Origin of the sequence: Microvirga sp. GCM10011540, from assembly GCF_042650665.1 — a bacterium.
Lineage (GTDB): Bacteria > Pseudomonadota > Alphaproteobacteria > Rhizobiales > Beijerinckiaceae > Microvirga > Microvirga lenta.
Genome location: NZ_JBHSBQ010000041.1, coordinates 95,769 through 121,849, shown reverse-complemented (window position 1 = coordinate 121,849; position 26,081 = coordinate 95,769). Strand labels below are relative to the sequence as shown.

The window sequence follows — 26,081 nt, the reverse complement described above, 5'->3', positions numbered from 1 at the left end:
TCTCCGCCCCTCAGGCCTTGGCCTTCTCGTCGCCGGGCAGCACGTAGTCCGTGCCTTCCCAGGGCGAGAGGAAGTCGAAGTTGCGGAATTCCTGACTGAGCTTCACCGGCTCGTAGACCACCCGGCCCTGCGCCTCGTCGTAGCGGACCTCGACGTAGCCCGTGAGCGGGAAGTCCTTGCGCAGCGGGAAGCCCTCGAAACCGTAATCCGTCAGGATGCGGCGGAGGTCGGGATGACCCGAGAACAGGATGCCGTAGAGATCGTAGGCCTCGCGCTCGAACCAGTTCGCGGCCGGGAAGACGCCGATGAGCGAGGGGACGGGGGTCACCTCGTCCGTCTCCACCTTGACCCGGATGCGCCGGTTATGATGCGGCGCCAGGAAATGGTACACGACGTCGAAACGCCTCTCGCGGCCGGGGTAGTCCGCGCCGCAGATGTCGATGAAACACACGAACCGGCACTGCGGGTCGTCGCGCAGGAAGGTGGCCACCCGCACGATGTCCTCGCCTCGCACGACGATCGTCAGCTCGTCGAACGTGATGGCGCGCGCCGTCACCGCCTCGCCGAGGGACGAGGCGATGTGATCGCTCAGGGCTTGGAGCTCAGAACTCATACGATGACCTTTGCTCAGCGCTCGATGGTGCCCGTGCGGCGGATCTTCTTCTGCAGAAGCAGCACGCCGTACAGCAGTGCCTCCGCCGTGGGCGGGCAGCCCGGCACGTAGATGTCGACGGGCACGATGCGGTCGCAGCCGCGCACCACCGCGTAGGAAAAGTGATAATAGCCGCCGCCGTTGGCGCAGGAGCCCATGGAGATGACGTAGCGCGGCTCCGGCATCTGGTCGTAGACCTTGCGGAAGGCAGGCGCCATCTTGTTGGTCAGCGTACCGGCCACGATCATCACGTCCGACTGGCGCGGCGACGCGCGGGGCGCGAAACCGAAGCGCTCGGCATCGTAGCGCGGCATGGACATCTGCATCATCTCGACCGCGCAGCAGGCGAGACCGAACGTCATCCACATCAGCGAGCCGGTGCGGGCCCAGGTGATGAGGTCCTCGGTCGAGGTGACGAGAAAGCCCTTGTCCGCAAGCTCGTCCTTGATCCCGACGAAATACGGATCCGTGGAGCCTACGGGCTGGCCGCTATTGGGGTCGATGATCCCGCGGGGAGCAGGAGCGACCAGGGTAGACCGGTTATCGGAGATCAATCCCATTCGAGGGCCCCCTTCTTCCACTCATACACGAATCCGACCGTCAGGACGCCCAGGAAGATCATCATGGACACGAATCCGAACCAGCCGAGGTAACCGAAGGTAATGGCCCAGGGGAACAGGAACGCCACTTCGAGATCGAAAATGATGAAAAGGATGGCGACGAGATAGAACCGCACGTCGAATTTCATGCGGGCATCGTCGAAGGCATTGAACCCGCACTCGTAAGCCGACAACTTTTCCGTGTCAGGGCGGCTGTAGGCGACGATGAACGGCGCCACGAGCAGCGCCAGCCCGATCACGAGCGACACGCCGATGAAGATCACGAGAGGCAGGTAGTCGGCGAGGAGATTCGTCATGCGACACCTAAAGAAACGGAGCACGGCAAAAGCCGGCAACAGTCATGCATTTAAGCCGCAGCGAGGCCCCTTAAAAGGCCCTGCGACAATGCAGATTGCGGGGCGAGGCTTAACCGAGATCCCCTTCCCTGACAAGTGTTTGCGGCATCGGGAAAGAAGACTTCTAAACTGCGATATAGCCTGTTCGGCGCGAGGGGCCGCCCTGGCCTCAGACCCGCTCCCGACGCCCCATGGCACCGTTTTCGCCTATTTTTGGCCATAATAGACGCCCGTTCACCTCCACGATCCCGGCCAAGCTAGCCTCGGCAGCCATAACCCGCCGCAAGGAAGAACGGACCGGTTGCGAGCAGGCGGCGCGACATGCTCCTGAGCCTCGCCACCCCCGCCGGCAGCGCATAACTCGGAGGGATCGCCCTGGGATGCGAGAAAGCCCCCAAGCGACGGCAGCGCGAACGGGCGGCATCCAGCTTTTGGTGGGGAGGATCACTGCTCTTCGGAGCAGAAGTGGCGCGGGCGACGGGGCTCGAACCCGCGACCTCCGGCGTGACAGGCCGGCACTCTAACCGACTGAGCTACGCCCGCGCATCGGACCGCCGAAGCGGTGTGGAGGCGGGTTTACGAGGGCCTCCGACCCCTGTCAAGCGTTCCGTGCACCCGATCCGAAAATCAGTCTCGGAAAGCTTGAATGGTGGGCGGTGACGGGATCGAACCGCCGACCCTCTCGGTGTAAACGAGATGCTCTACCAGCTGAGCTAACCGCCCGGTGCGCTTCACATAAAAAGAGAAAGCCGACAACGCAAGCGCTGCCGGCCTTCTTTATGCGATCGTCGCTGAAAAAGCGGCTGTTACGCGTTCACGGCGTCCTTCAGACCGGCGCCGGCGCGGAACTTCGGGGTCTTCGAGGCGGGAACCTTCACCTTCTCGCCGGTGCGCGGGTTGCGCGCCTCGCCGGCGGCGCGGTTCGTGACCACGAACGTGCCGAAGCCGACGATCTTCACCTCGTCGCCCTTCTTGAGAGCTCCGGTGATGGCCTCGATGGCGGCGTCGATCGCCTCACCAGCCTGGCCCCGGGTCAGCCCCACCTTATCGGCGACGGCCGCAACGAGCTCGCCTTTGTTCATCTTCTTGTCCTCCAATGATCACGGCGGCATCAAGACAAGTGTGCCACCGTTTCAGGGACCTCCCCTCTGGCTCAAAGCTGGTCCGTACGCAAGCCCCGAACTGGCTGAAATATGGGGGTTTTCGACAATCCAGAACAAAAAAAGAGCCCCCGGATTCGGCATCCGGGGGCTTTGGATAAGATGACGTAACGTCAGATTCAGTGGGCGACGACGCCGACCGAATCATCCTCTACGCCGGGAGTCTTGGGAGTCTTGAGCACCGACGCCTCGTCCCACTCGATGGGCTCGGGCATGCGCACGAGGGCGTGCTGCAGCACCTGGTCCATCATGGAAACGGGGACGATCTCGAGCCCATTCTTCACGCTCGCCGGAATGTCGGCCAGATCCTTCGCGTTCTCCTCGGGGATCAAGACCTTCTTGATGCCGCCGCGAAGCGCCGCCAGGAGCTTCTCCTTCAAGCCGCCGATGGGAAGCACCCTGCCCCGCAGGGTCACCTCGCCCGTCATGGCGATATCGCGGCGAACCGGGATACCCGTGATGACGGAGACGATGGCGGTCCCCATGGCGATGCCGGCAGACGGACCATCCTTGGGCGTCGCACCTTCCGGTACGTGCACGTGAATGTCCCGCCGATCGAACAGGGGCGGCTCGACGCCGAAATCGACGGCACGGGAGCGGACGTAGGACGCCGCAGCCGAGATCGATTCCTTCATGACGTCGCGGAGGTTGCCCGTGACGGTCATCTTGCCCTTGCCCGGCATCATGATGCCTTCGATGGTAAGCAGCTCGCCGCCGACCTCGGTCCAGGCTAGGCCCGTGACCGCGCCGACCATGTCCTCCGCCTCGACCTCGCCGTAGCGGTAGCGCGGCGGGCCCAGGAAGTCGGGCAGGTTGGCGGTCGTGACCTCGACCTTCTTGACCTTGGAGATGAGGATCTCCTTCACGGCCTTGCGGACGAGGTTGGCGATCTCACGCTCCAGGTTACGCACGCCCGCCTCGCGGGTGTAGCGCCGGATCAGCATGAGCAGGGCCTCATCCCCGATCTCCCACTCCTTCACCTCGAGGCCATGCTTCTTCATGGCGGACGGGATCAGGTGCGTACGGGCGATCTCGGCCTTCTCCTCTTCCGTGTAACCCGCGATGCGGATCACTTCCATACGGTCGAGCAGGGGCGCCGGGATGTTCAGCGTGTTGGCCGTCGTCACGAACATCACGTTGGACAGGTCGTAATCGACCTCCAGGTAATGGTCGTTGAACGTGCTGTTCTGCTCCGGATCGAGAACCTCGAGCAGAGCCGCCGACGGGTCGCCGCGGAAGTCCATGCCCATCTTGTCGATCTCGTCGAGCAGGATGAGCGGGTTGGACGTCTTGGCCTTGCGCATCGACTGGATGATCTTGCCGGGCATCGAGCCGATATAGGTCCGGCGGTGTCCGCGGATCTCCGATTCGTCCCTCACGCCGCCGAGCGACATGCGCACGAACTCGCGGCCGGTCGCCTTGGCGATCGACTTGCCCAGGGAGGTCTTACCGACGCCCGGAGGGCCGACGAGGCAGAGGATCGGGCCGGTGAGCTTGTTGGCCCGCTGCTGCACGGCAAGGTACTCGACGATGCGCTCCTTGACCTTGTCGAGGCCGTAGTGATCGGCATCGAGAATGTCCTGGGCGACCTTGAGGTCCTTCTTCATCTTCGAGCGGCGGCCCCACGGAATCCCGAGCAGCCAATCGAGATAGTTGCGCACGACGGTCGCTTCCGCGGACATCGGGGACATCTGACGGAGCTTCTTGAGCTCGCCCAGAGCCTTCTCGCGGGCTTCCTTCGTGAACTTGGTCTTCTCGATCTTCTCCTCGAGCTCGGCCAGCTCGTCGCGACCCTCGTCGTCGCCGAGCTCCTTCTGGATCGCCTTCATCTGCTCGTTGAGGTAGTACTCGCGCTGCGTCTTCTCCATCTGACGCTTGACGCGGGTGCGGATCCGCTTCTCGACCTGCAGGACGGAGATTTCGCTCTCCATCAGGCCGAGCACCTTCTCCAGGCGCTGGGCGACGGTGGGGATCTCCAGGATCGCCTGCTTGTCGGCAATCTTGATCGCGAGATGCGAAGCGATGGTGTCGGCGAGCTTGGCCGGCTCGTCGATCTGGGTCACCGCGGAGACGACCTCCGGGGAAACCTTCTTGTTCAGCTTCACATAGTTTTCGAATTCCGACACGACGGAGCGGGCGAGAGCTTCGGCCTCGATCTGGTCCCCGAGCGCGTCGGGCAGGACCTCGGCTTCGGCCTCGTAGTACTCGTCGGTCTGCGTATAGGCCTTGACCTTGGCGCGGCTTGCCCCCTCGACCAGCACCTTGACGGTGCCGTCGGGCAGCTTCAGGAGCTGGAGCACGCTGGCCAGGGTGCCGACCTTGTAGATCGCATCCGTGGCAGGATCGTCATCCGTCGCATCGATCTGGGTTGCCAGGAGGATGTGACGGTCCCCCTTGACCACCTCCTCAAGCGCGCGGATCGACTTCTCGCGGCCGACGAAGAGCGGCACGATCATGTGCGGAAAGACGACAATGTCGCGCAGAGGCAGAACCGCATAGGTTCCGGTCGAGCCTGGAACGACAGGCTGACGTGGCTTCGATTGTGTCATGAGACGACATCCTTTTAACTGCGCCCGGAGAGCCCCTCCGATGAGCAGGCCCGCGGACGAAAAACCGAAACGCTCAAGCTTTTTTTATCTGCTGCGTCCGGTACGTGGCGTCATCCCTCGCATGCTGAGCTGACGACGTTCACGTCAGAGATTATGTGGCGTGGCGGGCACAATGTTTCAAGAATATGCCCGCCATGCACGGTTTCATTTGGATCCTTGCAAAGGTCCTCAGGCGCTGGCGCTCGCGGTCTGCTCCCCGCGGTCGCCATGGATGAAGAGCGGCTTGGCCTTGCCTTCCACGACCTCCGGGCCGATGACCACCTGCTCGACCGAATCCAGGCCGGGAAGGTCGTACATGGTCTCCAGGAGGATGCCCTCCATGATGGAGCGGAGGCCGCGGGCGCCGGTTTTCCGTTCGATCGCCTTGCGGGCGATCATGGACAGCGCCTCGTCCTGGAAGGTGAGGTTCACGTTCTCCATCTCGAAGAGACGCTGGTACTGCTTCACCAGGGCGTTCTTCGGCTCCTGAAGGATCTTCTTCAGGGCGTCCTCGTCCAGGTCCTCGAGGGTGGCGAGCACCGGCAGGCGGCCGACGAATTCGGGGATCAGGCCGAACTTCAGGAGATCCTCAGGCTCCACCTCACGGAAGATCTCGCCCGTGCGGCGGTCGTCAGGCGCGCTGACGGACGCCCCGAAGCCGATGGACGTACCCTTGCCGCGGCCGGCAATGATCCGCTCCAGGCCGGCGAAGGCGCCGCCGCAGATGAACAGGATGTTCGTGGTGTCGACCTGCAGGAACTCCTGCTGGGGATGCTTCCGGCCGCCCTGGGGAGGAACGGACGCGACCGTGCCTTCCATGATCTTCAGGAGAGCCTGCTGCACGCCCTCGCCCGACACGTCCCGGGTGATGGACGGGTTGTCGGACTTGCGGGAGATCTTGTCGATCTCGTCGATATAGACGATGCCGCGCTGAGCCCGCTCGACATTGTAGTCGGAGGCCTGGAGCAGCTTCAGAATGATGTTTTCGACGTCCTCGCCGACATAGCCCGCTTCGGTCAGGGTCGTGGCGTCCGCCATGGTGAACGGGACGTCCAGGATCCGGGCCAGGGTCTGAGCCAGGAGGGTCTTGCCCGAGCCCGTGGGCCCGATCAGCAGGATGTTGGACTTCGCCAACTCCACGTCATTGTGCTTCGTCGCATGGGCGAGGCGCTTGTAGTGGTTGTGAACCGCCACCGAGAGCACCTTCTTCGCGTGCTCCTGCCCAATCACGTAATCGTCAAGAACGCGACTGATCTCCTTGGGAGTGGGAACCCCGTCGCGCGACTTCACGAGCGACGATTTCGACTCCTCGCGGATGATGTCCATGCACAGCTCGACGCATTCATCGCAGATGAAAACCGTCGGGCCAGCGATCAGCTTGCGAACCTCATGCTGGCTCTTGCCGCAGAAGGAGCAGTACAGCGTGCTCTTGGAGTCGTTGCCGCCAGCCTTGGTCATAATCACATCTCCAATCGGTACCGGGTCGGCCTCTGCCGACCCTGCACCCCTTTAGTTTATGAGCGCCGGAGCTAATGAAAGGTTCCAGCGCCAAGAATTTGAGCCACCAAAATTATCTCGCCTCCCGAATCCGCATGCAAACACGCGAAGGGCGTGCGATCAATAGAAACGCGGCCGCACGCCAAAAAGACGCATCCGGGAGGAATTTGTCCCCAGGTTTTAGGGATTAGGCCGTCGGGGTGGCAGGAGCGGCCGCCTCGGGACGCTTCATGAGGACCTGGTCGATGAGACCGAATTCCTTGGCCGCATCCGCGGTCATGAACTTGTCGCGCTCCAGGGCCTGCTCGACGGTATCGATATCCTGACCCGTATGCCGCACGTAGATCTCGTTGAGGCGGCGCTTGAGGGCTTCGCTCTCGCGCGCGTGGATCATGATGTCGGTCACCTGCCCCTGGTATCCGCCGGACGGCTGGTGAACCATGATTCGGGCATTCGAAAGGGCAAAGCGCTGGCCCGCCTCGCCGGCAGCCAGAAGCAGCGAACCCATCGATGCCGCCTGGCCGACGCAGAGGGTCGAAACCGGGCAGCGGATGAACTGCATCGTGTCGTAGATCGACAGGCCCGAGGTCACGACGCCGCCGGGCGAGTTGATATAGAAGGAAATTTCCTTCTTCGGGTTCTCCGCCTCGAGGAACAGGAGCTGCGCCACGATCAGCGAGGCCGAATAGTCTTCGACCGGCCCGGTGAGGAAGATAATCCGTTCGCGCAGGAGGCGCGAATAGATGTCGAACGCGCGCTCGCCGCGATTCGACTGCTCGACCACCATCGGGACGAGCGTATTGTTAAAGAGGGCGACCGGATCTCTCATCGTCTCACTGCTCCAAAAGTCCGGCCGCGCGGACGCGCGGCCGTAATGATGATGCTAGCGGCGAGACGCTTGAAAGGGCGTTACTCGCTCTTGCCAGCCTTCTTTCCGCCCTTCGAGGACGTCTCCGACTCGGAAGCAGCTTCCTCGCCGTCGTCGTCGCCGAAAAGCGCCTCCTTGGTGACGGGCTCGTCGACCACCTTCACCTGGGACAGGATCTGGTCGACGACCTTCTCCTCGAAGAGAGGCGCCCGGATTTCAGCCAGAGCTTGCGGGTTCTTCTGGTAGAACTCCCAAACCTGCTTCTCCTGGCCGGGATACTGGCGGACCCGCTCGATGAGAGCCTGGGTGACCTCATCGTCGGAGATCTTGATATCGGACTTCTCGCCGATCTGTGCAAGGACCAACCCGAGGCGCACGCGACGCTCGGCGATCTTGCGGTACTCGGCCCGGGCCTCCTCCTCCGTCGTGTCCTCGTCGGCGAAGGTGCGGTTGTTGGACTTCATGTCCGCCTCGACCTGGGACCAGACCGCGGCGAATTCCTGCTCCACGAGGCTCGGGGGCAGCTCGAAGCTGTACTTGGCGTCGAGCGCGTCCAGGAGCTCCTTCTTCACCTTGCGGCGGGACTGGGCGTCGAAATCGCGCTTGATGGCGTCGCGGATCGCGTCCTTGAGCTTGTCCAGGGACTCCATACCGAAGCCCTTGGCCAGCTCGTCGTCGATCTTCAGCTCGCCGGGAGCCTCGACCTCCTTCACGGTCACGTCAAACTCGGCGTCCTTGCCGGCCAGATGGGGCGCAAGGTAGTTCGCCGGGAAGGTGACCTTCACGAGCTTGGTGTCGCCGGCCTGGAGGCCGACCAGCTGGTCCTCGAAGCCGGGGATGAAGGTGTTGGAGCCGAGCTCGACCCGGATGTCCTCGCCCTTGCCACCCTCGAATTCGGTGCCGTCGATGCGGCCCACGAAATCGACCACGACGCGGTCGCCGTTGTCGGCCTTACCCTGCTTCGGCTCGAAGGAGCGGTTCTGCTTGGCCATGCGCTCGAGCGACTCGTTGATCTCGGCGTCCGTGACCTCGACCACCGGCTTCTTGACCTCGACGTCGGAGATGTCGGCCAGCTCGAAGGTCGGCAGGACCTCGAGAGCGACCGTGAAGGCCAGATCGCCCTTGGCGTCCATCGCCTTCTCGATCTCGTCCTGGCTCTCCGGGAACTTGATCTGCGGCTCGAAGGCCAGCTTGAGGCTGTTGTCCTCGACGATCTTGCGATTCGCCTCGTTGACGGCGTTCTGGACGACGTCGCCCATCACGGAACGGCCATAGACCCGGCGCAGGTGTCCCACGGGCACCTTGCCCGGGCGGAAACCATTGATGCGAACGCGATCCTTGAGGGTCGCCAGCTCGCTGTTCAGGCGCTGCTCCAGCTCGGTTGCGGGCAGCACGACCTTGAATTCTCGCTTCAAGCCTTGGGACAGTGTTTCCGTCACCTGCATGGTATTATTCGCCTTCATTCCTCGAAAGAATCTATGTCCCAGGCTCCGGCCGATGCGACACTAAGCCGTCAACCAGGCCGAAGGAGCCATCCGGATACCAATCTCAGCGGATTGGTGCGGGCGGAGGGACTCGAACCCCCACGACTTTCGCCGCTGGAACCTAAATCCAGTGCGTCTACCAATTCCGCCACGCCCGCGCGGGAGGCGGCGCGGTGCACGCGCCCCTCGTCCGGACGCGGCTCTATAACACGGTCAGCGGCCCGTGCATCAAAAAAGTTCGTGTTCTCCGTGGGAAAGCAACCGACCTTGGCCATTGGCGTTGACCCCTGTAATCCGGCTCCCGCCCTCCTCTCTGGATCGAGTTTCCGATGATCACTCGCCGCGCCGCCGTCGCCGGTCTCGCCACGTCCCTCGTCAGCCTGACGCAAGGAGCGGCGGCCCAGCCCTCCGCCGGGCAGATGGCCACACCCGGCGCCCGGGCCGAGGACAGTCTGAACCTGACAGCAAGGCCCCAAACCCAGAAGCTGCGCCCCGACGCATCCGCGCAGGCTGAGACCTGGTCCTTCGACGGGGTGCTGAGCCCTGTTTTCCGTCTCAAGCACGGAGCGGAGTGGCGTCTTGCCCTTCGGAACGAGACGCCGAAACCGTTATCCCTTCATTTTCAGGGGGTTCGCGGCCCGAATGCCATGGACGGCGTCGGCGGCCTGACCCAGGAACCGGTGCCGCCCGGAGGCCGCTTCGAGTACCGGTTCACCCCTCCCGACGCGGGCACCTTCCTCATCCGCCCGTGCATTCTCGGCGGAAGCGCCGAGCCCCTGGAGCGCGGCCTTTCCGGCATTCTCGTCGTCGAGGAGGAGACCCCGCCGGAGGTCGATGGCGACTTCGCCATCCTCGTGGACGATTGGAACCTGAACGAGGACGGCACTCTCGCCGCCTTCGACGGAGAGCAGAATCCGGCGGGCCGCCTCGGAAACTTCCTCTCGATCAACGGCAGGGCGACACCCCACCGGGTCGAAGGGCCGCAGGGCGGGCGGGTGCGGCTTCGCCTCGCCAATGTCTGCAACGCGCGTACCATGCGCCTGCGCTTCGACGGCATCAGGACCACCGTCATCGCGGTGGATGGCCAGCCGACCGATACGTTCGAACCCCTCAAGGCGTCCCTGCCCTTTCCTCCCGGCACCCGCTACGACGTCCTGGTCGATCTGCCCGCCGAGCCGGGGGCAGGCGGCACCGTCATGGCTCTCATCGGCAACGGGTTTCCGCTGGTGGAGATCGGGGTCACGGACAAGAAGCGACCGGCCCTTCCGGCCGTCGCTCCCCTGGCGCCCAACCCAAAGCTTCCGCAGCAGATCCGGCTTCAGGACGCCGCCCGCAAGGACATCGCCATTGCGGCCTCGCCAAGCCAAGCCGGAACGGCCTGGACCCTCAACGGCGCGACGGGAGATGCCTCTGCGCCCCCGCTGCTCCGGGTGAAGCGCGGCACCCCCGTCGTGCTGGCCCTCACCAACCAGACCCGTTTCGTGCAGCCGATGCATCTCCACGGCCATGTCTTCCGGCTGCTTCACCCCCTCGACGACGGCTGGGAGCCTTATTTCCTCGATACTGTGCAGGTGCCGGAGAACCGCACCATCCGCATCGCCTTCGTGGCCGACAACCCCGGAAAGTGGCTGCTGGCCTCCACCGTCATGGAGCGGTTCGACCAGGGCCTCTGGACCTGGATCGAAGTTACGTGAGCAGCCGGCGCAGGACGCCCGGCAGGAGATCGGCCAGATCCTCGGCGATGAGGCCCGGCCCGAAGCCGGCGCCCGCCTCGGCGTGAATCCATGTTCCGGCGCAGGCCGCCTCGAAGGCGGGCAGGCCCTGGGCCATGAGCCCGGCGATGATGCCGCACAGGGTATCGCCGGATCCCGCCGTTCCCAGGTAAGGCGTGCCGTTCTCGTTGATCGCCGCCCGGCCGTCCGGTGCGGCGATGACGGTATCGGGCCCCTTCAGGAGCACGACCGCTCCGGCATAGACCGCAGCTCTCCGCGCCCGCTCGATTTTGGACGGCGGATCAAGCAGGTCCGGATGGTCCTTGAAGAGGCGCTTGAACTCGCCCTCGTGCGGCGTCAGCACGGTCGGCGTGTAGCGAAAGGCCTGGTGCAGTTCGGAGGCCATTCCCTCGAAGGACGTGAGGGCATCCGCATCGAGAACGAGACTGCGCTGCGCCTGAACGGCAACGGCCACCATGGCCCGGGTCCCAGCATGCACCCCGAGAGCGGGCCCTAGAACCAGTGCGTTGAACCGCTGGTCCTTCAGAATACCGTGCAGCCCTTCCGGGCCGTCGCAGCCTCGCAGCATGACGGCCGTGAGATGCGCCGCATTCACCCCCAGCGCCTCCGGAGGGGACGCGACCGTGACGAGGCCGGAGCCGATCCGCAAGGCTGCCTTGGCGGCAAGGCGGGCGGCCCCCGTTCGGGTCGCCCCTCCCGAGGCGACGAGGGTATGGCCCCGGTCGTACTTGTGCGAGGCGAGCCCCGGCCTCGGCAGAAGACTGCTCCAGAGGGCCGGACCGTTGGCGAACAGGCGCCCTCCGCATGTAGCGAGGGTTTCCCTTGGAATGCCGATATCCGCCACCTCGACGGCACCGCTGTAGAGCCGTCCGGGCATCAGCAGATGGCACGGCTTGCGCGCGGCGAACGTCACCGTCCGCGTCGCCTTGACCACAGCCCCACGGACCTCCCCCGTCCCGCCGTCCAGACCGGATGGAAGATCGACGGCCAGGACAGGCCTCCCGGCCATGTCGATCCGTTCGACGAGTTTGCGGGCCTGCCCTTCGAGATCCCGGGTGAGGCCGGTGCCGAACAGAGCATCGATGATGAGATCGGCATCGCCGAGGGAGGCGCCGTCGGCGGGCAGAACCTCGCCCTTCCATTCCCGCGCCGCTTCCGCCGCATCCCCTTTGAGCACGTGCATTTCGCCGAGCAGGATCAGGGACACCCGATATCCACGCTCGGCCAGAGCCGCCGCCGCGATGAACCCGTCGCCGCCGTTCTGGCCGGGACCGGCCGCGACGATGATCCGGCCGCCCTCTGCCACCATCTGTTCAGCCCCGTTCGCGACGGCGAGACCTGCCCGCCTCATCAGCTCGAGTCCGGACGTGCCGGCGGCGATGGTCGCAGCATCGGCCCGCCGCATTTCGTGAGGAGTCAGAACGAGCTCAGGGGCAGGCATGATGCGGATTCAGCCAAGGTTGGAGGGGCGAAGATCGGGAAAGATGCAACTGCACAAACTTTAATCACGCCATGCCTTCCCGAGCGGCAGAACTGCCCACTTTGGAACGATGAGGGCATGGAAGGCGCCTCCTGGTGGTGCTAAAAGCGGCAAACCTCGAAATGAAGCGGTTCATCCGGATGAAGAAAATTGAAGCCATCATCAAGCCTTTCAAGCTCGATGAAGTCAAAGAAGCTCTTCAGGAGGTCGGTCTCCAGGGCATCACCGTCATCGAGGCAAAGGGTTTCGGGCGCCAGAAAGGCCACACCGAGCTCTACCGCGGTGCCGAGTACGTCGTGGACTTCCTGCCGAAGGTGAAGCTCGAAATCGTCCTGGGCGACGACATGGTCGAGAGCGCCATCGAGGCGATCCGCAAGGCGGCCCAGACGGGACGCATCGGCGACGGCAAGATCTTCGTTTCGACGATCGAGGAAGCCGTTCGCATCAGAACTGGCGAGACCGGATCAGACGCGATCTGAGCTTGCCCGACCGGACCAAGGCTCCACGCCGAGGACAATTCTTAAAGGCCAGAAGAGGACCATAAGACCATGCAGACCGCCAAGGATGTGCTGAAGGCGATCAAAGACAACGACATCAAGTATGTCGATTTCCGGTTCACGGATCCGCGCGGCAAGTGGCAGCACGTCACGTTCGACGTGTCCATGGTCGACGAGGACCTGTTTGCCGACGGCGTGATGTTCGACGGCTCGTCGATTGCCGGCTGGAAGGCGATCAACGAATCCGACATGGTTCTCATGCCCGATCCGACGACGGCCCAGGTCGACCCCTTCTTCGCGGCTTCGACCCTCTCCATCGTCTGCGACATTCTCGAGCCGGCCACGGGCGAGCCCTACGAGCGCGACCCGCGCGGCATCGCCAAGAAGGCCGAGGCCTTCCTGCGCTCGACCGGCATCGGCGACACCGTCTTCGTCGGCCCTGAGGCCGAGTTCTTCATCTTCGACGACGTGAAGTTCATGGCCGACCCGTACAACACGGGCTTCAAGCTGGACGCCGCCGAGCTGCCGACCAACGGCGACACCGCCTATGAAGGCGGCAATCTCGGCCACCGCATCCAGACCAAGGCCGGCTACTTCCCGGTTCCGCCGCTCGATTCGGCTCAGGACATGCGCGGCGAGATGCTGGCGGCCATGGCGGCCATGGGCGTGACGGTCGAGAAGCACCACCACGAGGTGGCTTCCGCCCAGCACGAGCTCGGCACGAAGTTCAACACCCTCGTGAAGACCGCCGACGAGATGCAGATCTACAAGTACTGCATCCACAACGTCGCGCAATCCTATGGAAAGACGGCGACTTTCATGCCGAAGCCGGTCTATGGCGACAACGGCTCGGGCATGCACGTCCACCAGTCGATCTGGAAGGACGGCAAGCCCATGTTCGCCGGCAACAAGTATGCCGACCTCTCCCAGGAGTGCCTGTGGTACATCGGCGGCATCATCAAGCACGCCAAGGCCCTGAACGCCTTCACCAACCCGTCGACGAACTCCTACAAGCGCCTCGTTCCCGGCTATGAGGCCCCGGTTCTGCTGGCCTACTCGGCCCGCAACCGCTCCGCTTCCTGCCGTATCCCGTGGACGACCTCGCCGAAGGCCAAGCGCGTCGAGGTTCGCTTCCCCGATCCGACCGCCAACCCCTATCTCGCCTTCGCGGCGATGCTGATGGCCGGTCTCGACGGCATCCTGAACAAGATCGATCCCGGCCAGGCGATGGACAAGGATCTCTACGATCTGCCTCCGCGCGAGCTGAAGAAGATCCCGACCGTCTGCGGCTCGCTGCGCGAAGCGCTCGCCAGCCTCGACAAGGACCGGGCCTTCCTGAAGGCCGGCGGCGTCTTCAACGACGACTTCATCGACAGCTACATCGAGCTGAAGATGACCGAGGTCGCCCGTTTCGAGATGACCCCGCACCCGGTCGAGTTCCAGATGTACTATTCCTGCTGAGCAGGAAGCCGACTTCCTCCCGACTGCGGTGATGCAGTCTTCCTCCGCCGGAGCCCGAAAGGGCTCCGGTTTTTTGTTTGTTTGGAAGGGGTTGGCGGCAGCGGATCCCAGATGCAAAGGCCAAGCTGGAACGGCTTATAATCATATTGAGTTAGTTGGACTGCGATGACCCGGCACGGCGCCTGGGTCAGGAATCAAGGAGGTCTGACGATGAAATCGCTACTCGTTGCTGCTGCCGCGACCATCGGCCTGCTGGCCGTCGCTCCGGCCAATGCGCAAACCTCGGTGACGACCACGACGACGACCACCTCGCCGTCCACCACCGGCTCGATCACCATCGCTCCCGAGAAGCGCACCATCATCCGCGAGCGGCTGAGCACGTCGAGCCCGGTCACGGTGAAAGAGGAGGTCTCGGTGGGTTGGACCGTGCCCGAATCCGTTGAGCTGCAAACCGTTCCGGACACAATCGTGGCCGATATTCCGACCGTGAAGGGCTACCGCTACTTCGTGCACGACGACAACGTGGTCCTCGTCGACCCGCAGACCCGCAAGGTCGTGACCATCGTCGAGTAAGGATCGGCCCCTCACGGGAGCACCATGGCTCCAGGAGATTGGCCAAACAAAAAGGCCCGGGTTTCCCCGGGCCTTCCTTTTCGCCGAAGCGAAAGATCTTAGTAGGTGCCGAACTTGAAGTTCAGGCCGGCGCGAACCACGCCGAACTCGGCGTTGTTGCGGTCGGCATAGAAGCCGAAATCGTCGTTCGAGGTGTCGAGGTTCACGTACAGACCTTCGACCTTGGCGGTCAGGTTGTTCGTGAAGGCGTACTCCACACCACCGCCGAGGGTCCAGCCGGTGTTCACGTCGTCGCTGGAGCCGTAGATGAAGTCGCCGTCGGCGTCGACATAGAAGCTGTTGCCGCGAGCAACGTCACCGTAGGCGAGACCGCCGGTCACGTAGATGAGGGCGCGGTCGAAGGCCACACCAGCGCGAGCGCGCACGGTGCCGAACCAGTTGCCGTCCGAGCTGTCGCGGAAAGCGATGCCGTCGAAGGCGCCGCGGTCACGGCCGCCGATGTCGGCGTACTGGATGTCCGTCTCGACGCCGAGAACGAAGTTGCCGATCTGGTAGTTGTAGCCGACCTGAGCGCCGCCGACGAAGCCACCCTCATCCGAACCGCCGCGGACGATGAGGTCGGTGGTCGGGTCGACGTAGTAGCCGCTGTCATTGGTGCTCCAGCCGTAGCCAGCGTTCACGCCGACGTAGAAGCCGGTCCAGGTGAACACCGGAACGGGAGCGATGACCGGGAGCGGAGCAACGCGGGACGGAAGGTCAGCAGCCATCGCGCCAGCGGTGAGGCCGAGGAAAGCAACCGAAGAGAGGAGAATCTTTTTCACTGTTTTGGTCCGTTCGTTTCGTGGGATCCGGCTACGCTAATAGCCGAGACCACCGGGCAGGTCTGTCACTTTTGTGCAACATACCCTAAGGGAAGCGCCACGCTGTGGATGGGGGACCTTTGAATCATATCGTAACGTCAGGTTTCGCGACACGAAATCGCCCTGCCCTCCGCGAGCCGGACCGAAAATAGCTCAATTACTGTCATGGGATAGCAAGGGAATTGCGGGAGAATTAATGTGCCTCCCTCCCGCTAACCGTCGGTTGACCATCTTATCCAATCAGGGAAAAATTCCGGAGAGTGAGCTCGGTCAATCGAGCTCCAGCCATAGCCGCAGCGCCCGATTCACCTCGTCGGGCCTCTCGAGATTCGCGAGGTGCCCGGCATCGGCCACGACGACCAGGGAGGCCCACTCGATCATCTCGGCCATCTCCCTCGCGATCGCCGGCGGCGTGATGGCGTCCGCCTCCCCCACCAGGACCAGGGTCGGGATCTCGATGCCCGGGAGCATCGGCCGCGAATCGGCCCGCGCCATGATCGCCCTCTGCTGCCGGATGAAGGATTCGGCTCCCGTCTCCCTCATCATGTCGACGACAACGGCCCTCAATTCCGGGTCCGACTGCCGCTGGGGATGAACGAGGCGGGGCCAGAGCTTTGCGGCGATGTCGTCGAATCGTCCCGCCTTCGCCAGGGCGATCAGCCGTTCGCGATCATCGCTGGCCTCGGGGGTATCGGGCCGGGCGCTCGTGTCCAGCAGGGCCAGCCGCTCCACCCGCCCCGGCGCCTGCCGCAGGATCTCCAGGGCCACGTAGCCGCCCATGGAGAGCCCGGCCAAGGCGAACCGCTCGGGAGCATTCCGCAGCAACCGGGCCGCGATGGCAGGGATGGAATCGTCCTGGTTGTGATCCGCCACGATGATTTCGCGGTCCGGACCGATCGCGGAGATTTGCGGTTCGTAGAGCCGAGCGGTCGTCGCGAGCCCCGGGATCATGACAAGTGTTTCGACCATCAAGTGTTTTCCTTGGATTGACAAGCCTGACGCTTGTCCTATGGTCCCGCCACACATCAACTTGAGTAGACGTCTCAGGTGAAACCAGTCTTGCGCCTGTTTGTTGCCGTATCGAGCGGCCGGCACTGAGAGCGCGACCAGCCCTCAACGGTAATACCATTCATGTCGTTCGCCGAACTCGGACTTAGCGATAAAGTACAACAGGCCGTGGAAGCCTCGGGCTACACGGAGCCGACCCCCATTCAGGCGCAGGCGATCCCGCACGTGCTCGCGCGCAGGGACGTTCTGGGCATCGCCCAGACTGGCACGGGCAAGACGGCGGCCTTCACCCTTCCCATGCTGACCCTGCTCGAGACCGGCCGGGCGCGGGCGCGCATGCCCCGGACCCTCATCCTCGAGCCGACCCGCGAGCTCGCGGCCCAGGTTCAGGACAACTTCGACAAGTACGGGATCAATCACCGCCTGTCGGTGGCCCTGCTCATCGGCGGTGTCTCCTTCGGCGACCAGGATGCCAAGATCACGCGCGGCGTGGACGTTCTGATCGCGACGCCGGGCCGCCTGCTCGACCATTTCGAGCGCGGCAAGCTCCTCTTGAGCGGCGTCGAGCTCCTCGTGATCGACGAGGCCGACCGGATGCTCGACATGGGCTTCATCCCGGATATCGAGCGAATCGTGAAGCTCGTGCCCTTCACCCGCCAGACGCTGTTCTTCTCGGCGACCATGCCGCCCGAGATCCAGCGGCTCGCCGACGCCTTCCTGCACAACCCGGTCAAGGTCGAGGTCGCCAGGGCAGCCTCGACCGCCGCCACGATCACCCAGCGCCTCGTCGCGACCGGGTCCGAGGATTACGAGAAGCGCGAGACGCTGCGCGGCCTCATCCGCGGAGCCACGGACCTGAAGAACGCCATCGTGTTCTGCAACCGCAAGCGTGATGTGGCGGTGCTCCACCGCTCGCTCCAGAAGCATGGTTTCGCGGCCGCCGCGCTCCATGGGGACATGGACCAGCACGCCCGCATGGCGGCCCTCGACAGCTTCCGGACCGGCGAGATGCCGATCCTCGTCGCCAGCGACGTGGCCGCCCGCGGCCTCGACATCCCGGCCGTGAGCCACGTGTTCAACTACGACATCCCCCACCACGCGGAGGATTATGTCCACCGGATCGGCCGGACGGGCCGCGCGGGTCGAACCGGCTACTCCTTCACCCTCGTGGGTCCGGGAGACGAGAAGTCCCTGGCGGCCATCGAGAAGCTGATCGGCCAACCGATCGAATGGGAAGGTCCGAGCCTGGCGGAGATGCCGTCTTCGGGCGAGCGCCCGTCGCGCCGCCGTGTCCGGAACGAGGAACGCTCCACCCGCGGGCGCAAGGGCGGACGGCGCTCGCAGTCGGAGGGCCGCGAGGAGCGGCGGCCGGAGAGGCAGGAGGAAGCTGCGCCGCAGTCTCGCCAGGAGCAGCCTCGCCAGGAGCAGGCCCCGCGCGCGCCGAGGCCTGAGCGGGAGAACAGGCCCGCCAGGTCCCCCCATGGCCGCTCCCGTCACGACCACGACAACGATGCTCCCGTGGTCGGGCTGGGCGACCATGTGCCGGCCTTCCTGCTGCGGCCGACGCCGATCAAGAAGGCGAAGTAACCGTCCCGGCTAAGCGGGCTTCGGGGATTTTCGGGGCGGCGATGCTTTGCCGCCCTTTTTGCTGCCTGCGGCCTTGGCCCGGAGAGCAGCCTCGAAGGCCAAGTGCGCCAGCTCGGCAGCCTCGTCCGGATCGTCGAGGGCGGATTCGGGCATGAGCCAGTAGCTCATCGTAGCGGTCCGGCCATCGCGCCCCGTATAGGTGAACGGGCGGGAACCCAGGTTGCGGAACAGCTCCGCGCTCTCGGAATCGGCCTTCAGGTACAGTTCGCCGTAGGCCTCCAGGGCGAACATGAGTTCGCCCCGATAGACTCCCTGCCCTCCGAACATCCTGCGGATCCGAACAGGCCCGAAGACACGGAACACATCGCCTATGGCTTCCGCGTCCATGGATTAGGGGGAGGTTTGATGCGCCTGGGGTGTGGCGGGCGTGATCGCAACCGATTCCCCGCAGCCGCAGGCCGAGGTCTGGTTCGGATTGTTGAACACGAACTGGGACGACATCTTGGTCGTCTGGAAGTCCATTTCCGTGCCGAGCAGGAAGAGCACCGCCTTGGGGTCGATCAGGACGGTGACGCCCTTGTCCTCGACCACCTCGTCCATGGGGTTCACGCTCTCGGCATATTCCATGGTGTAGGACATGCCGGCGCAGCCGCCGTTCTTCACGCCGACGCGGACGCCGACGATGGGCCGCTCGGCCTTGGCGATGATGTCCTTGACGCGGCTTGCCGCCGCATCGGTCAAGGTGACGACCTTGAATCCGGGTAGAGCCATAAAATTCTCTCCTGACAGCCGGGTTCAAGGCCCGGGCAGAACGAGTGGGTTGTTCCTAAGATAGGAGATCGAAGGCCGAACGTCGAGATTTGAGGCCGAAATCCATCGGCATTCGGTCGATGCCCCGCGCTTTTTCAGTCCGTAGGAGGCCGGAACCGCGGAGCCTAACGCACATGCTCCGGTCGAAAGCCCATTCCGATCATCCGGGCCGGAAGGCGCTGCAGCAGCGGCCAGCGGGAGACGGCCCGCATGAGCCAGGGCGGCGCGATGGGGCCCGTGCCCGCCAGGACCCGGCTGATCAGGCGGTTCTGAAGCAGCACCTGCACGCGTTGGGTCATGCGGGTTGGAAAGTCCCGACGCCTCTGAACCGCCTCCAGCCGCTCCGGCTCCGGAGCCCCCTTCGCCAAGGGTCCCGACAGGATGTTCGCCGCGGCAACGGCATCCTGGATCGCAAGGTTGATGCCGACGCCTGCGATGGGAGACATGGCATGGGCCGCATCGCCGATGCAGAGAAGGCCTGGCTTCGACCAGCGTTCGAGACGGTCCACGGCGACGGTCAGGAGCTTGATATCGTCCCAGTCCTGCAGCTCCCGCACCCTTTCCCCCAGGAAGGGCGCAAGCGTGGCAAGACTTGCGCGAAAGGCTTCGAGACCCTTCTCGCGAACCTTGTCCAGGGAGCCCTTCGAAATGACGTAGGCGCACTGCCAATAGGCGCCGCGGTCGATCAGGATCAGCATCTGCCCCGCCCCGATACGGCCTTGCAGCTGATCCGGATCGCTCGGCGCGCGGGGAATGCGCATCCACAGCACGTCCATGGGTGCGCCGATGTTCTCGACGGTCAAGCCCGCCTTGTCCCTGACGATGGACCGCCGCCCGTCGGCGCCGACCACCAGATCCGCCCGCACCTCCAGCGGCCCCTCGGGCGTGTCGACCCTGACGCCCGCAACCCGGCCCCCGTCCTCGATCAGATCGGTCACTTCGGCCTGCATGCGCAGATGGAAATGCGGATATTTCCGCCCCTGGTCGGCCAGGAAATCGAGGAAATCCCACTGCGGCATGAGGGCGATGAACTTGCAGCGGGTCGGCAGATGGGAAAAATCGGCCAGCTTGATCGGAGTGTCCCCGATCGTCATCGTGGCCTGCCGCGCCTCCTGGTGCGGGAGCTTCAGGAACTCGTCCAGGAGACCCAGCTCGCTCATGACCTCGAGGGTCGAGGGATGAATCGTGTCGCCGCGAAAATCCCTGAGAAAGTCGGCATGCTTTTCGAGGACGAGAACCTCGATCCCGGCGCGGGCGAGGAGAAACCCCAGCATCATTCCGGCGGGGCCGCCGCCGGCGATGCAGCAGCGGACCCGGAGGGTCTGGTCGGGCGTGGTATCCATGGTCGGGTCTCCAGACATCCGAAGCGGCGTCTTCGGACCCGACAAGCTTACCACATGTCGAGCGCGACCCGAGCTTCGTCGGACATGCGGCTCTGATCCCACGGCGGATCGAAGACCATGTTCACCTTGACGTTCTGGACGCCCGGCACCGAGGCCACCGCGTTCTCGACCCAGCCCGGCATCTCGCCGGCCACCGGGCAGCCCGGAGCCGTGAGGGTCATGTCGATGGTCACGTTGCGGTCGTCGTCGATATCGACCCGGTAGATCAGGCCGAGCTCATAGATATCGGCCGGGATTTCCGGATCGTAGACGGATTTCAGCGCCGCGATGATGTCGTCCGTCATGCGGTCGAGCTCTTCGGGCGGAATCGCCGAGCCTGGCGAAACCTGCGGCGCGTTCGGCGCATCGTCGATCGGATTGGCAGCGTTCACAGGTTTCTTCCTCAAGCAAACAGGGCCTCGGCCTTCTGCAAGGCGTCGGCGAGTTTATCGACTTCTTCCATGGTGTTGTAGAGGCCGAACGACGCGCGGCAGGTCGAGGTTGCGCCGAAACGCTCGAGCAGCGGCATGGCGCAATGGGTTCCTGCCCGGACGGCGACGCCCTGGCGGTCGATGACGGTCGCCACGTCATGGGCATGGGCGCCCTTCATCTCGAAGGCGATGATGGCGCCCTTGCCCTTGGCCCGGCCGATGATCCGCACGGAGTTCATGGCGCCGAGCCGCTCATGGGCATAAGCCGACAGGGCGGCCTCATGCGCCTGGATGTTCTCCCGGCCGAGCTTCATCATGAAGGTCAGGGCCGCATCGAGGCCGATCGCCTCGATGATGGCGGGCGTGCCCGCCTCGAAACGGTGCGGCGGATCGTTGTAGGTGATCGTTTCCTGGCGGACCTCGCGGATCATCTCGCCGCCGCCCTGATAGGGGGGCATCTTCGCCAGAAGCTCGCGCTTGCCGTAGAGAACGCCGATGCCGGTCGGCCCGTAGACCTTGTGACCGGTGAACACATAGAAATCGGCGTCGAGGTCGCGCACGTCCACCTCGAGGTGCACCGCTCCCTGGGCTCCGTCCACCAGCACCGGCACCCCATGGGCATGGGCGATGCGGATGATGTCCTTGATCGGCGTCACCGTGCCGAGCACGTTCGACATGTGGGTGATGGCGACGATCTTGGTGCGGGGCGACAGCAGCTTCTCGAACTCGTCGAGAAGGAAATTGCCCTCGTCGTCCACAGGCGCCCAGCGGATGACGGCTCCCTTGCGCTCGCGCAGGAGGTGCCAGGGCACGATGTTGGAGTGGTGCTCCATGATGGAGAGGATGATCTCGTCCCCCTCCCCGATCTCCATGCGCCCGAAGGAGCTGGCGACGAGGTTGTAGGCCTCCGTCGCCGACTTCGTGAAGACGATCTCGTCCACGGATTCGGCGTTCAGGAACGCCCGCGCGGTTTCGCGCGCGCGCTCGAAGCCCTCCGTCGCCATGTTGGCCATGTAGTGCAGGCCGCGATGGACGTTGGCGTAGCCCGTCTCCATGGTCCGCACCATGGCGTCGATCACCGCCCGCGGCTTCTGAGCCGAGGCGGCGTTGTCGAGATAGACCAGCGGCTTGCCGTAGACCTGCTGGCTCAGGATCGGAAATTCCGCCCGAACCGCCTCGACGTCATAGGGCGCGAAAGGTGCGTTCATAACTGCCTCTTTCCCCTCCGCCTTGCGTGGAGGGGTTGGGGGTGGGGGCGGTGCAGGAGGCACACGAAGCGCCCGATCCTGCCTAGCCCCCGCCCGACTTCCGTTCGCTCACGCTCACTCAAGCCACCCTCCCCGCGAGGGGAAGGGAGATCACGCCCTGGCCCGCAGCCAGCCCTCGACAACCGAGACGAGGGCGTCGTGGACGCCTTCGTGCTCGACGAACTCGACCGCCTCGCCGAGGAAGGCCTGGACCATCAGGCTCTCGGCTTCCTTGCGTGGGATGCCGCGGGCCATGAGGTAGAACAGCAGGTCCTCGTCGAGCTGACCGCAGGTGGCGCCGTGGGCGCACTGCACGTCGTCGGCGAAGATTTCCAGCTCCGGCTTGTTGTTCATCGTGCCGCCCTCCGAGAGAAGGACGGCTGCCGACATCATGCGCCCGTCGGTCTTCTGGGCATGATGCGGAACGATGATCTTGCCCTGGAACACGCCCGTGGCCTCGCCGTCGATCACCGTCTTGAACAGCTCGCGGCTTTCGCAGTTCGGCGCCGCATGCTCGACCACGAGGGTCGAATCCGCGTGCTGGCCGCCCTTGACCATGGTCATGCCGTTGATGCGCGCCTTGGTGTTCTCGCCGTCGAGGATCGCAAAGACCTGATGGCGGGAGGTTGCTGCGCCGGCCACCACGTTGATGCTGAAGAACTCGGCCTCGGCCCCGACCTTGAGGGTCAGGGTGGAGAGCGCCAGCGCCCCGTCGCCCTCGGCGTTGAGGCGCACGTGGCGGACATTGGAGCGGTCGCCCGCAACCATCTCGATCACGTCGTTGGGCTGGTGGTTGGCGCCGTTCGGGCTCTCGTGGCTTTCGAGCAGCGTGACGGAGGCGCCCTCCTCCACGAGCACGAGCACGCGGGTGGCCGTGGCAACGGCCGAGTTGCCCGCGGTGACGAAGCGCAGATGCACCGGCGTCTCGACCTGCCCCGTCACGCGCAGCATCACGCCATCCGCCATGAAGGCGGTGTTGAGCTGATAGACCGGGTTCTGCCGCGCCCAGGCCACAGGGCTCAGGCGGTCGAGCCAGTCATGGCCGGATGCGAGCGCCTCGGCCAGGGGCACGATCTCGACACCTTCCGGCAGGCTGCCGAAATCGACCGCGTCGCGCACGAAGTGGCCGTTGACGAAAGGCACCTGCAGGGCCTCCACGCCGGCAAGAGCTTTCGCGCTCTGCAGCGCGGCCTTGGCCTCGCTGGCCGTGGGCGTGCCGGCGAAGGGGGCGGCCTCCCGCATGAGGGCGCGCAGGTCCGTGTACTTGAACTCCTCGACCCGGCGGTGCGGAAGACCGTTCCTGGTGAAGAGCTCGAAAGCCTCGGCGCGCGATTCCACATTGCCCGGCAATATGGCCTTCGCGGACTCGTAGGCCTGCGCCAGCGCGGTTTCCGCCGGCGTTTTCATGAGAGTGACGTCGGCCATGTTATGCGGCCTCGCTTGTCCGGTAATCGGCATAGCCGTTCGCCTCGAGTTCGAGGGCGAGTTCCTTGCCGCCGGACTTCACGATGCGGCCGGACGACATCACGTGCACGGTGTCGGGCACGATGTGGTTCAGCAGGCGCTGGTAATGGGTGATGACCAGGAACGAGCGGTCCGGCGAGCGGAGCGCGTTCACGCCCTCGGAGACGATGCGCAGCGCGTCGATGTCGAGGCCGGAATCGGTCTCGTCCAGGATGCAGAAGGTCGGCTGGAGCAGAGCCATCTGCAGGATCTCCATGCGCTTCTTCTCGCCGCCGGAGAAGCCGACATTGAGGGCGCGCTTGAGCATGTCCTTCGGGATCTCGAGCTGCTGAGCAGCGGCGTTCACGCGCTTGATGAAGTCCGGCGTGGTCAGCTCCTCCTCGCCGCGGGCTTTGCGCTGGGCGTTCAGAGCCGCCTTCAGGAAGGTCATCGACGCGACGCCGGGGATTTCCAGCGGGTACTGGAAGGCCAGGAAGATACCGGCGGCGGCGCGCTCGTCGGGCTCCATCTCCAGCACGTTCTGGCCGTCGAGCAGGATCTCGCCGTCGAGGACCTCATAGTCCTCCTTGCCGGCAATCACATAGGAGAGCGTGGACTTGCCGGAGCCGTTCGGGCCCATGATGGCGGCGATCTCGCCGTTGTTCACGGTGAGGTTCAGCCCGTTGAGAATGCGCTTGTCCTCGATCTGGACAACAAGGTTTTTGATTTCGAGCATTGCAGAATTCCATCCACGTCATCCCGGACGGCCTCGGGCCGATCCGGGATCGTTATCCGAATTGAACTGGCTTTCGCGATCCCGGCCCTTCGCTGCGCTGCGGCCGGGATGACGCTTGTCCGTTACCCGACCGAGCCTTCGAGCGAGATCGAGATCAGCTTCTGAGCCTCCACGGCGAACTCCATGGGGAGCTGCTGCAGCACGTCCTTCACGAAGCCGTTCACGATCAGCGCCGTCGCCTCCTCTTCCGAGAGGCCGCGCTGCTGGCAGTAGAACATCTGATCTTCCGAGATCTTCGACGTCGTCGCCTCGTGCTCGAACACCGCGCTGGCGTTCTTCGACTCGATGTACGGGACGGTGTGCGCGCCGCACTGGTTGCCGATCAGGAGCGAGTCGCAGTTCGTGAAGTTGCGGGCGCCGGTCGCCTTGCGGTGCGCCGAGACGAGGCCGCGATAGGTATTGTCCGACTTGCCCGCCGCGATGCCCTTCGAGATGATCCGGCTGGTGGTGTTCTTGCCCAGATGGATCATCTTCGTGCCGGAATCCACCTGCTGCATGCCGTTCGACACCGCGATCGAGTAGAACTCGCCGCGGGAATTGTCGCCGCGCAGGATGCAGGACGGGTACTTCCAGGTGATGGCGGAGCCGGTCTCGACCTGGGTCCAGGTGATGACCGAGTTGCGCCCGCGGCAATCGCCGCGCTTCGTCACGAAGTTGTAGATGCCGCCCCGGCCCTGGGCGTCGCCCGGATACCAGTTCTGCACCGTCGAGTACTTGATCTCGGCATCGTCGAGCGCCACGAGCTCGACCACCGCCGCGTGGAGCTGGTTCTCGTCCCGCTTCGGGGCCGTGCAGCCCTCGAGATACGAAACATAGGAACCCTTGTCCGCGATGATGAGCGTGCGCTCGAACTGGCCGGTGTTCTTCTCGTTGATGCGGAAATAGGTCGACAGCTCCATCGGACAGCGGACGCCCGGCGGGATGTAGACGAAGGATCCGTCGGTGAAGACCGCCGAGTTCAGGGTCGCGAAGTAGTTGTCCGTCACCGGCACGACCGAACCCAGATACTGGCGCACGAGGTCCGGATATTCCCGGATCGCCTCGGAGATCGGCATGAAGATCACGCCGGCCTTCGCCAGTTCCTCCTTGAAGGTCGTGGCGACGGAGACCGAGTCGAACACCGCGTCCACGGCAACCCGGTTCTGCGGCTCCACGCCGGCCAGGATCTCCTGCTCGCGCAGGGGAATGCCGAGCTTCTCGTAGGTCTTGAGAATCTCCGGATCCACCTCGTCGAGGGATTTCGGCGCCGGGTTGTTCTTCGGCGCGGCATAGTAATAGATGTCGTTGTAGTCGATCTTGTCGTACGACACGCGCGCCCAGTTCGGCTCCCGCATGGTGAGCCAACGCTTATAGGCGTCGAGGCGCCACTGGAGCATCCATTCAGGCTCGCCCTTCTTGGCCGAGATGAAACGGATCACGTCCTCGGAGAGGCCCTTCGGCGCCTTCTCCATCTCGACTTCGGTCTCGAAGCCGTACTTATATTGGTCGACGTCGATCGATCGAACCTGATCGATGGTCTCCTGCACTGCAGGCATCTGTCTCTCCCACCGCTCACGGCTTCAAGGGCCG

General features: G+C 64.3%; 24 protein-coding genes and 3 tRNA genes. 5 read left to right on the top strand and 22 right to left on the bottom strand.

Annotated features, from left to right (window positions below):
• Nucleotides 1–10: 10 nt before the first annotated feature.
• From ACFOYU_RS14925 to ACFOYU_RS14875, 11 genes are all read right to left on the bottom strand, one after another.
• Nucleotides 11–613, bottom strand: a complete 603-nt coding sequence (locus ACFOYU_RS14925) for an NADH-quinone oxidoreductase subunit C (protein ID WP_377034202.1) — start codon at nucleotides 611–613, stop codon at nucleotides 11–13.
• A gap of 14 nt (nucleotides 614–627) precedes the next feature.
• Nucleotides 628–1,212 carry an NADH-quinone oxidoreductase subunit B family protein gene (locus ACFOYU_RS14920; RefSeq protein ID WP_226740923.1) on the bottom strand — a complete coding sequence of 195 codons (585 nt, stop codon included), beginning with the start codon at nucleotides 1,210–1,212 and terminating at the stop codon, nucleotides 628–630.
• Complete coding sequence (locus ACFOYU_RS14915) at nucleotides 1,203–1,568, bottom strand: NADH-quinone oxidoreductase subunit A (RefSeq protein WP_377034201.1); 366 nt, start codon at nucleotides 1,566–1,568, stop codon at nucleotides 1,203–1,205. The genes ACFOYU_RS14920 and ACFOYU_RS14915 overlap by 10 nt, the downstream gene beginning before the upstream one ends.
• Before the next feature lie 505 nt (nucleotides 1,569–2,073).
• Nucleotides 2,074–2,150 (bottom strand) — tRNA-Asp (locus tag ACFOYU_RS14910).
• 104 nt (nucleotides 2,151–2,254) lie between these two features.
• Nucleotides 2,255–2,330, bottom strand: a tRNA-Val gene (locus ACFOYU_RS14905).
• Between the two features lie 83 nt (nucleotides 2,331–2,413).
• On the bottom strand, nucleotides 2,414–2,689 hold the full coding sequence (locus tag ACFOYU_RS14900) for an HU family DNA-binding protein (RefSeq protein ID WP_226740919.1): 276 nt from the start codon (nucleotides 2,687–2,689) through the stop codon (nucleotides 2,414–2,416).
• 197 nt (nucleotides 2,690–2,886) lie between these two features.
• The gene (lon, locus tag ACFOYU_RS14895; protein WP_226740917.1) at nucleotides 2,887–5,316 is read right to left on the bottom strand and encodes an endopeptidase La; all 2,430 of its coding nucleotides are present in this window, start codon (nucleotides 5,314–5,316) and stop codon (nucleotides 2,887–2,889) included.
• A gap of 228 nt (nucleotides 5,317–5,544) precedes the next feature.
• Nucleotides 5,545–6,813, bottom strand: coding sequence for an ATP-dependent Clp protease ATP-binding subunit ClpX (gene clpX / locus ACFOYU_RS14890; protein ID WP_226740915.1), 1,269 nt, complete (start codon nucleotides 6,811–6,813; stop codon nucleotides 5,545–5,547).
• 226 nt (nucleotides 6,814–7,039) lie between these two features.
• A complete protein-coding gene (locus ACFOYU_RS14885; protein ID WP_226740913.1) occupies nucleotides 7,040–7,681 on the bottom strand; it encodes an ATP-dependent Clp protease proteolytic subunit in 642 nt (213 codons plus the stop codon).
• A gap of 80 nt (nucleotides 7,682–7,761) precedes the next feature.
• Nucleotides 7,762–9,165 (bottom strand): trigger factor, encoded by a 1,404-nt coding sequence (gene tig, locus ACFOYU_RS14880; RefSeq protein ID WP_226741081.1) that lies wholly within the window; start codon nucleotides 9,163–9,165, stop codon nucleotides 7,762–7,764.
• Nucleotides 9,166–9,277: 112 nt separating this feature from the next.
• Nucleotides 9,278–9,362: transfer RNA gene (locus ACFOYU_RS14875), tRNA-Leu, on the bottom strand.
• A 171-nt stretch (nucleotides 9,363–9,533) separates the two neighbouring features.
• Here ACFOYU_RS14875 and ACFOYU_RS14870 point away from each other — a divergent pair.
• Nucleotides 9,534–10,898 carry a multicopper oxidase family protein gene (locus ACFOYU_RS14870; RefSeq protein WP_377034200.1) on the top strand — a complete coding sequence of 455 codons (1,365 nt, stop codon included), beginning with the start codon at nucleotides 9,534–9,536 and terminating at the stop codon, nucleotides 10,896–10,898.
• Here the strand turns inward: ACFOYU_RS14870 and ACFOYU_RS14865 are convergent.
• The gene (locus ACFOYU_RS14865; RefSeq protein WP_377034199.1) at nucleotides 10,891–12,378 is read right to left on the bottom strand and encodes an NAD(P)H-hydrate dehydratase; all 1,488 of its coding nucleotides are present in this window, start codon (nucleotides 12,376–12,378) and stop codon (nucleotides 10,891–10,893) included. The two genes, ACFOYU_RS14870 and ACFOYU_RS14865, sit on opposite strands and share 8 nt — an antisense overlap.
• Before the next feature lie 179 nt (nucleotides 12,379–12,557).
• Between ACFOYU_RS14865 and ACFOYU_RS14860 the strand changes: the two genes are divergently transcribed.
• The 3 genes from ACFOYU_RS14860 to ACFOYU_RS14850 all read left to right on the top strand — a co-directional run bounded on the left by ACFOYU_RS14860 (nucleotide 12,558) and on the right by ACFOYU_RS14850 (nucleotide 14,948).
• Entirely contained in the window at nucleotides 12,558–12,896 is a 339-nt protein-coding gene (locus tag ACFOYU_RS14860; protein ID WP_226740907.1) for a P-II family nitrogen regulator, read from the top strand.
• A 69-nt stretch (nucleotides 12,897–12,965) separates the two neighbouring features.
• Nucleotides 12,966–14,375 carry a type I glutamate--ammonia ligase gene (gene glnA / locus ACFOYU_RS14855; RefSeq protein ID WP_226740905.1) on the top strand — a complete coding sequence of 470 codons (1,410 nt, stop codon included), beginning with the start codon at nucleotides 12,966–12,968 and terminating at the stop codon, nucleotides 14,373–14,375.
• A 210-nt stretch (nucleotides 14,376–14,585) separates the two neighbouring features.
• Nucleotides 14,586–14,948, top strand: coding sequence for a DUF1236 domain-containing protein (locus ACFOYU_RS14850; RefSeq protein WP_226740902.1), 363 nt, complete (start codon nucleotides 14,586–14,588; stop codon nucleotides 14,946–14,948).
• Between the two features lie 98 nt (nucleotides 14,949–15,046).
• Here ACFOYU_RS14850 and ACFOYU_RS14845 read toward each other — a convergent pair whose 3' ends face one another.
• Together ACFOYU_RS14845 and ACFOYU_RS14840 are read right to left on the bottom strand one after the other, a co-directional pair.
• Nucleotides 15,047–15,769, bottom strand: coding sequence for an outer membrane protein (locus ACFOYU_RS14845; RefSeq protein WP_377034198.1), 723 nt, complete (start codon nucleotides 15,767–15,769; stop codon nucleotides 15,047–15,049).
• A gap of 309 nt (nucleotides 15,770–16,078) precedes the next feature.
• On the bottom strand, nucleotides 16,079–16,777 hold the full coding sequence (locus tag ACFOYU_RS14840) for an alpha/beta fold hydrolase (RefSeq protein WP_377034197.1): 699 nt from the start codon (nucleotides 16,775–16,777) through the stop codon (nucleotides 16,079–16,081).
• Between the two features lie 162 nt (nucleotides 16,778–16,939).
• Here ACFOYU_RS14840 and ACFOYU_RS14835 point away from each other — a divergent pair, with 162 nt between their 5' ends.
• Nucleotides 16,940–18,403 (top strand): DEAD/DEAH box helicase, encoded by a 1,464-nt coding sequence (locus ACFOYU_RS14835; protein WP_377034196.1) that lies wholly within the window; start codon nucleotides 16,940–16,942, stop codon nucleotides 18,401–18,403.
• Between the two features lie 9 nt (nucleotides 18,404–18,412).
• Here the strand turns inward: ACFOYU_RS14835 and ACFOYU_RS14830 are convergent, their stop codons facing one another.
• The 8 genes from ACFOYU_RS14830 to sufB form a co-directional block, all read right to left on the bottom strand.
• A complete protein-coding gene (locus ACFOYU_RS14830) occupies nucleotides 18,413–18,790 on the bottom strand; it encodes a TfoX/Sxy family protein (RefSeq protein ID WP_377034195.1) in 378 nt (125 codons plus the stop codon).
• A 3-nt stretch (nucleotides 18,791–18,793) separates the two neighbouring features.
• Nucleotides 18,794–19,174: a Fe-S cluster assembly scaffold SufA gene (gene sufA / locus ACFOYU_RS14825; protein WP_226740886.1), complete on the bottom strand. Its 381-nt coding sequence runs from the start codon at nucleotides 19,172–19,174 to the stop codon at nucleotides 18,794–18,796.
• 164 nt (nucleotides 19,175–19,338) lie between these two features.
• Nucleotides 19,339–20,556, bottom strand: a complete 1,218-nt coding sequence (locus ACFOYU_RS14820; RefSeq protein ID WP_377034194.1) for an FAD-dependent oxidoreductase — start codon at nucleotides 20,554–20,556, stop codon at nucleotides 19,339–19,341.
• Between the two features lie 47 nt (nucleotides 20,557–20,603).
• The gene (locus tag ACFOYU_RS14815; RefSeq protein ID WP_226741080.1) at nucleotides 20,604–20,900 is read right to left on the bottom strand and encodes an SUF system Fe-S cluster assembly protein; all 297 of its coding nucleotides are present in this window, start codon (nucleotides 20,898–20,900) and stop codon (nucleotides 20,604–20,606) included.
• Between the two features lie 98 nt (nucleotides 20,901–20,998).
• The gene (locus tag ACFOYU_RS14810) at nucleotides 20,999–22,234 is read right to left on the bottom strand and encodes a cysteine desulfurase (protein WP_377034193.1); all 1,236 of its coding nucleotides are present in this window, start codon (nucleotides 22,232–22,234) and stop codon (nucleotides 20,999–21,001) included.
• Nucleotides 22,235–22,384: 150 nt separating this feature from the next.
• Nucleotides 22,385–23,698: a Fe-S cluster assembly protein SufD gene (sufD, locus tag ACFOYU_RS14805; protein ID WP_377034192.1), complete on the bottom strand. Its 1,314-nt coding sequence runs from the start codon at nucleotides 23,696–23,698 to the stop codon at nucleotides 22,385–22,387.
• A 1-nt stretch (nucleotide 23,699) separates the two neighbouring features.
• Nucleotides 23,700–24,452: a Fe-S cluster assembly ATPase SufC gene (gene sufC, locus ACFOYU_RS14800; protein ID WP_226740877.1), complete on the bottom strand. Its 753-nt coding sequence runs from the start codon at nucleotides 24,450–24,452 to the stop codon at nucleotides 23,700–23,702.
• Nucleotides 24,453–24,574: 122 nt separating this feature from the next.
• Nucleotides 24,575–26,047: a Fe-S cluster assembly protein SufB gene (sufB, locus tag ACFOYU_RS14795; protein WP_226740875.1), complete on the bottom strand. Its 1,473-nt coding sequence runs from the start codon at nucleotides 26,045–26,047 to the stop codon at nucleotides 24,575–24,577.
• Between the last annotated feature and the right edge of the window lie 34 nt (nucleotides 26,048–26,081).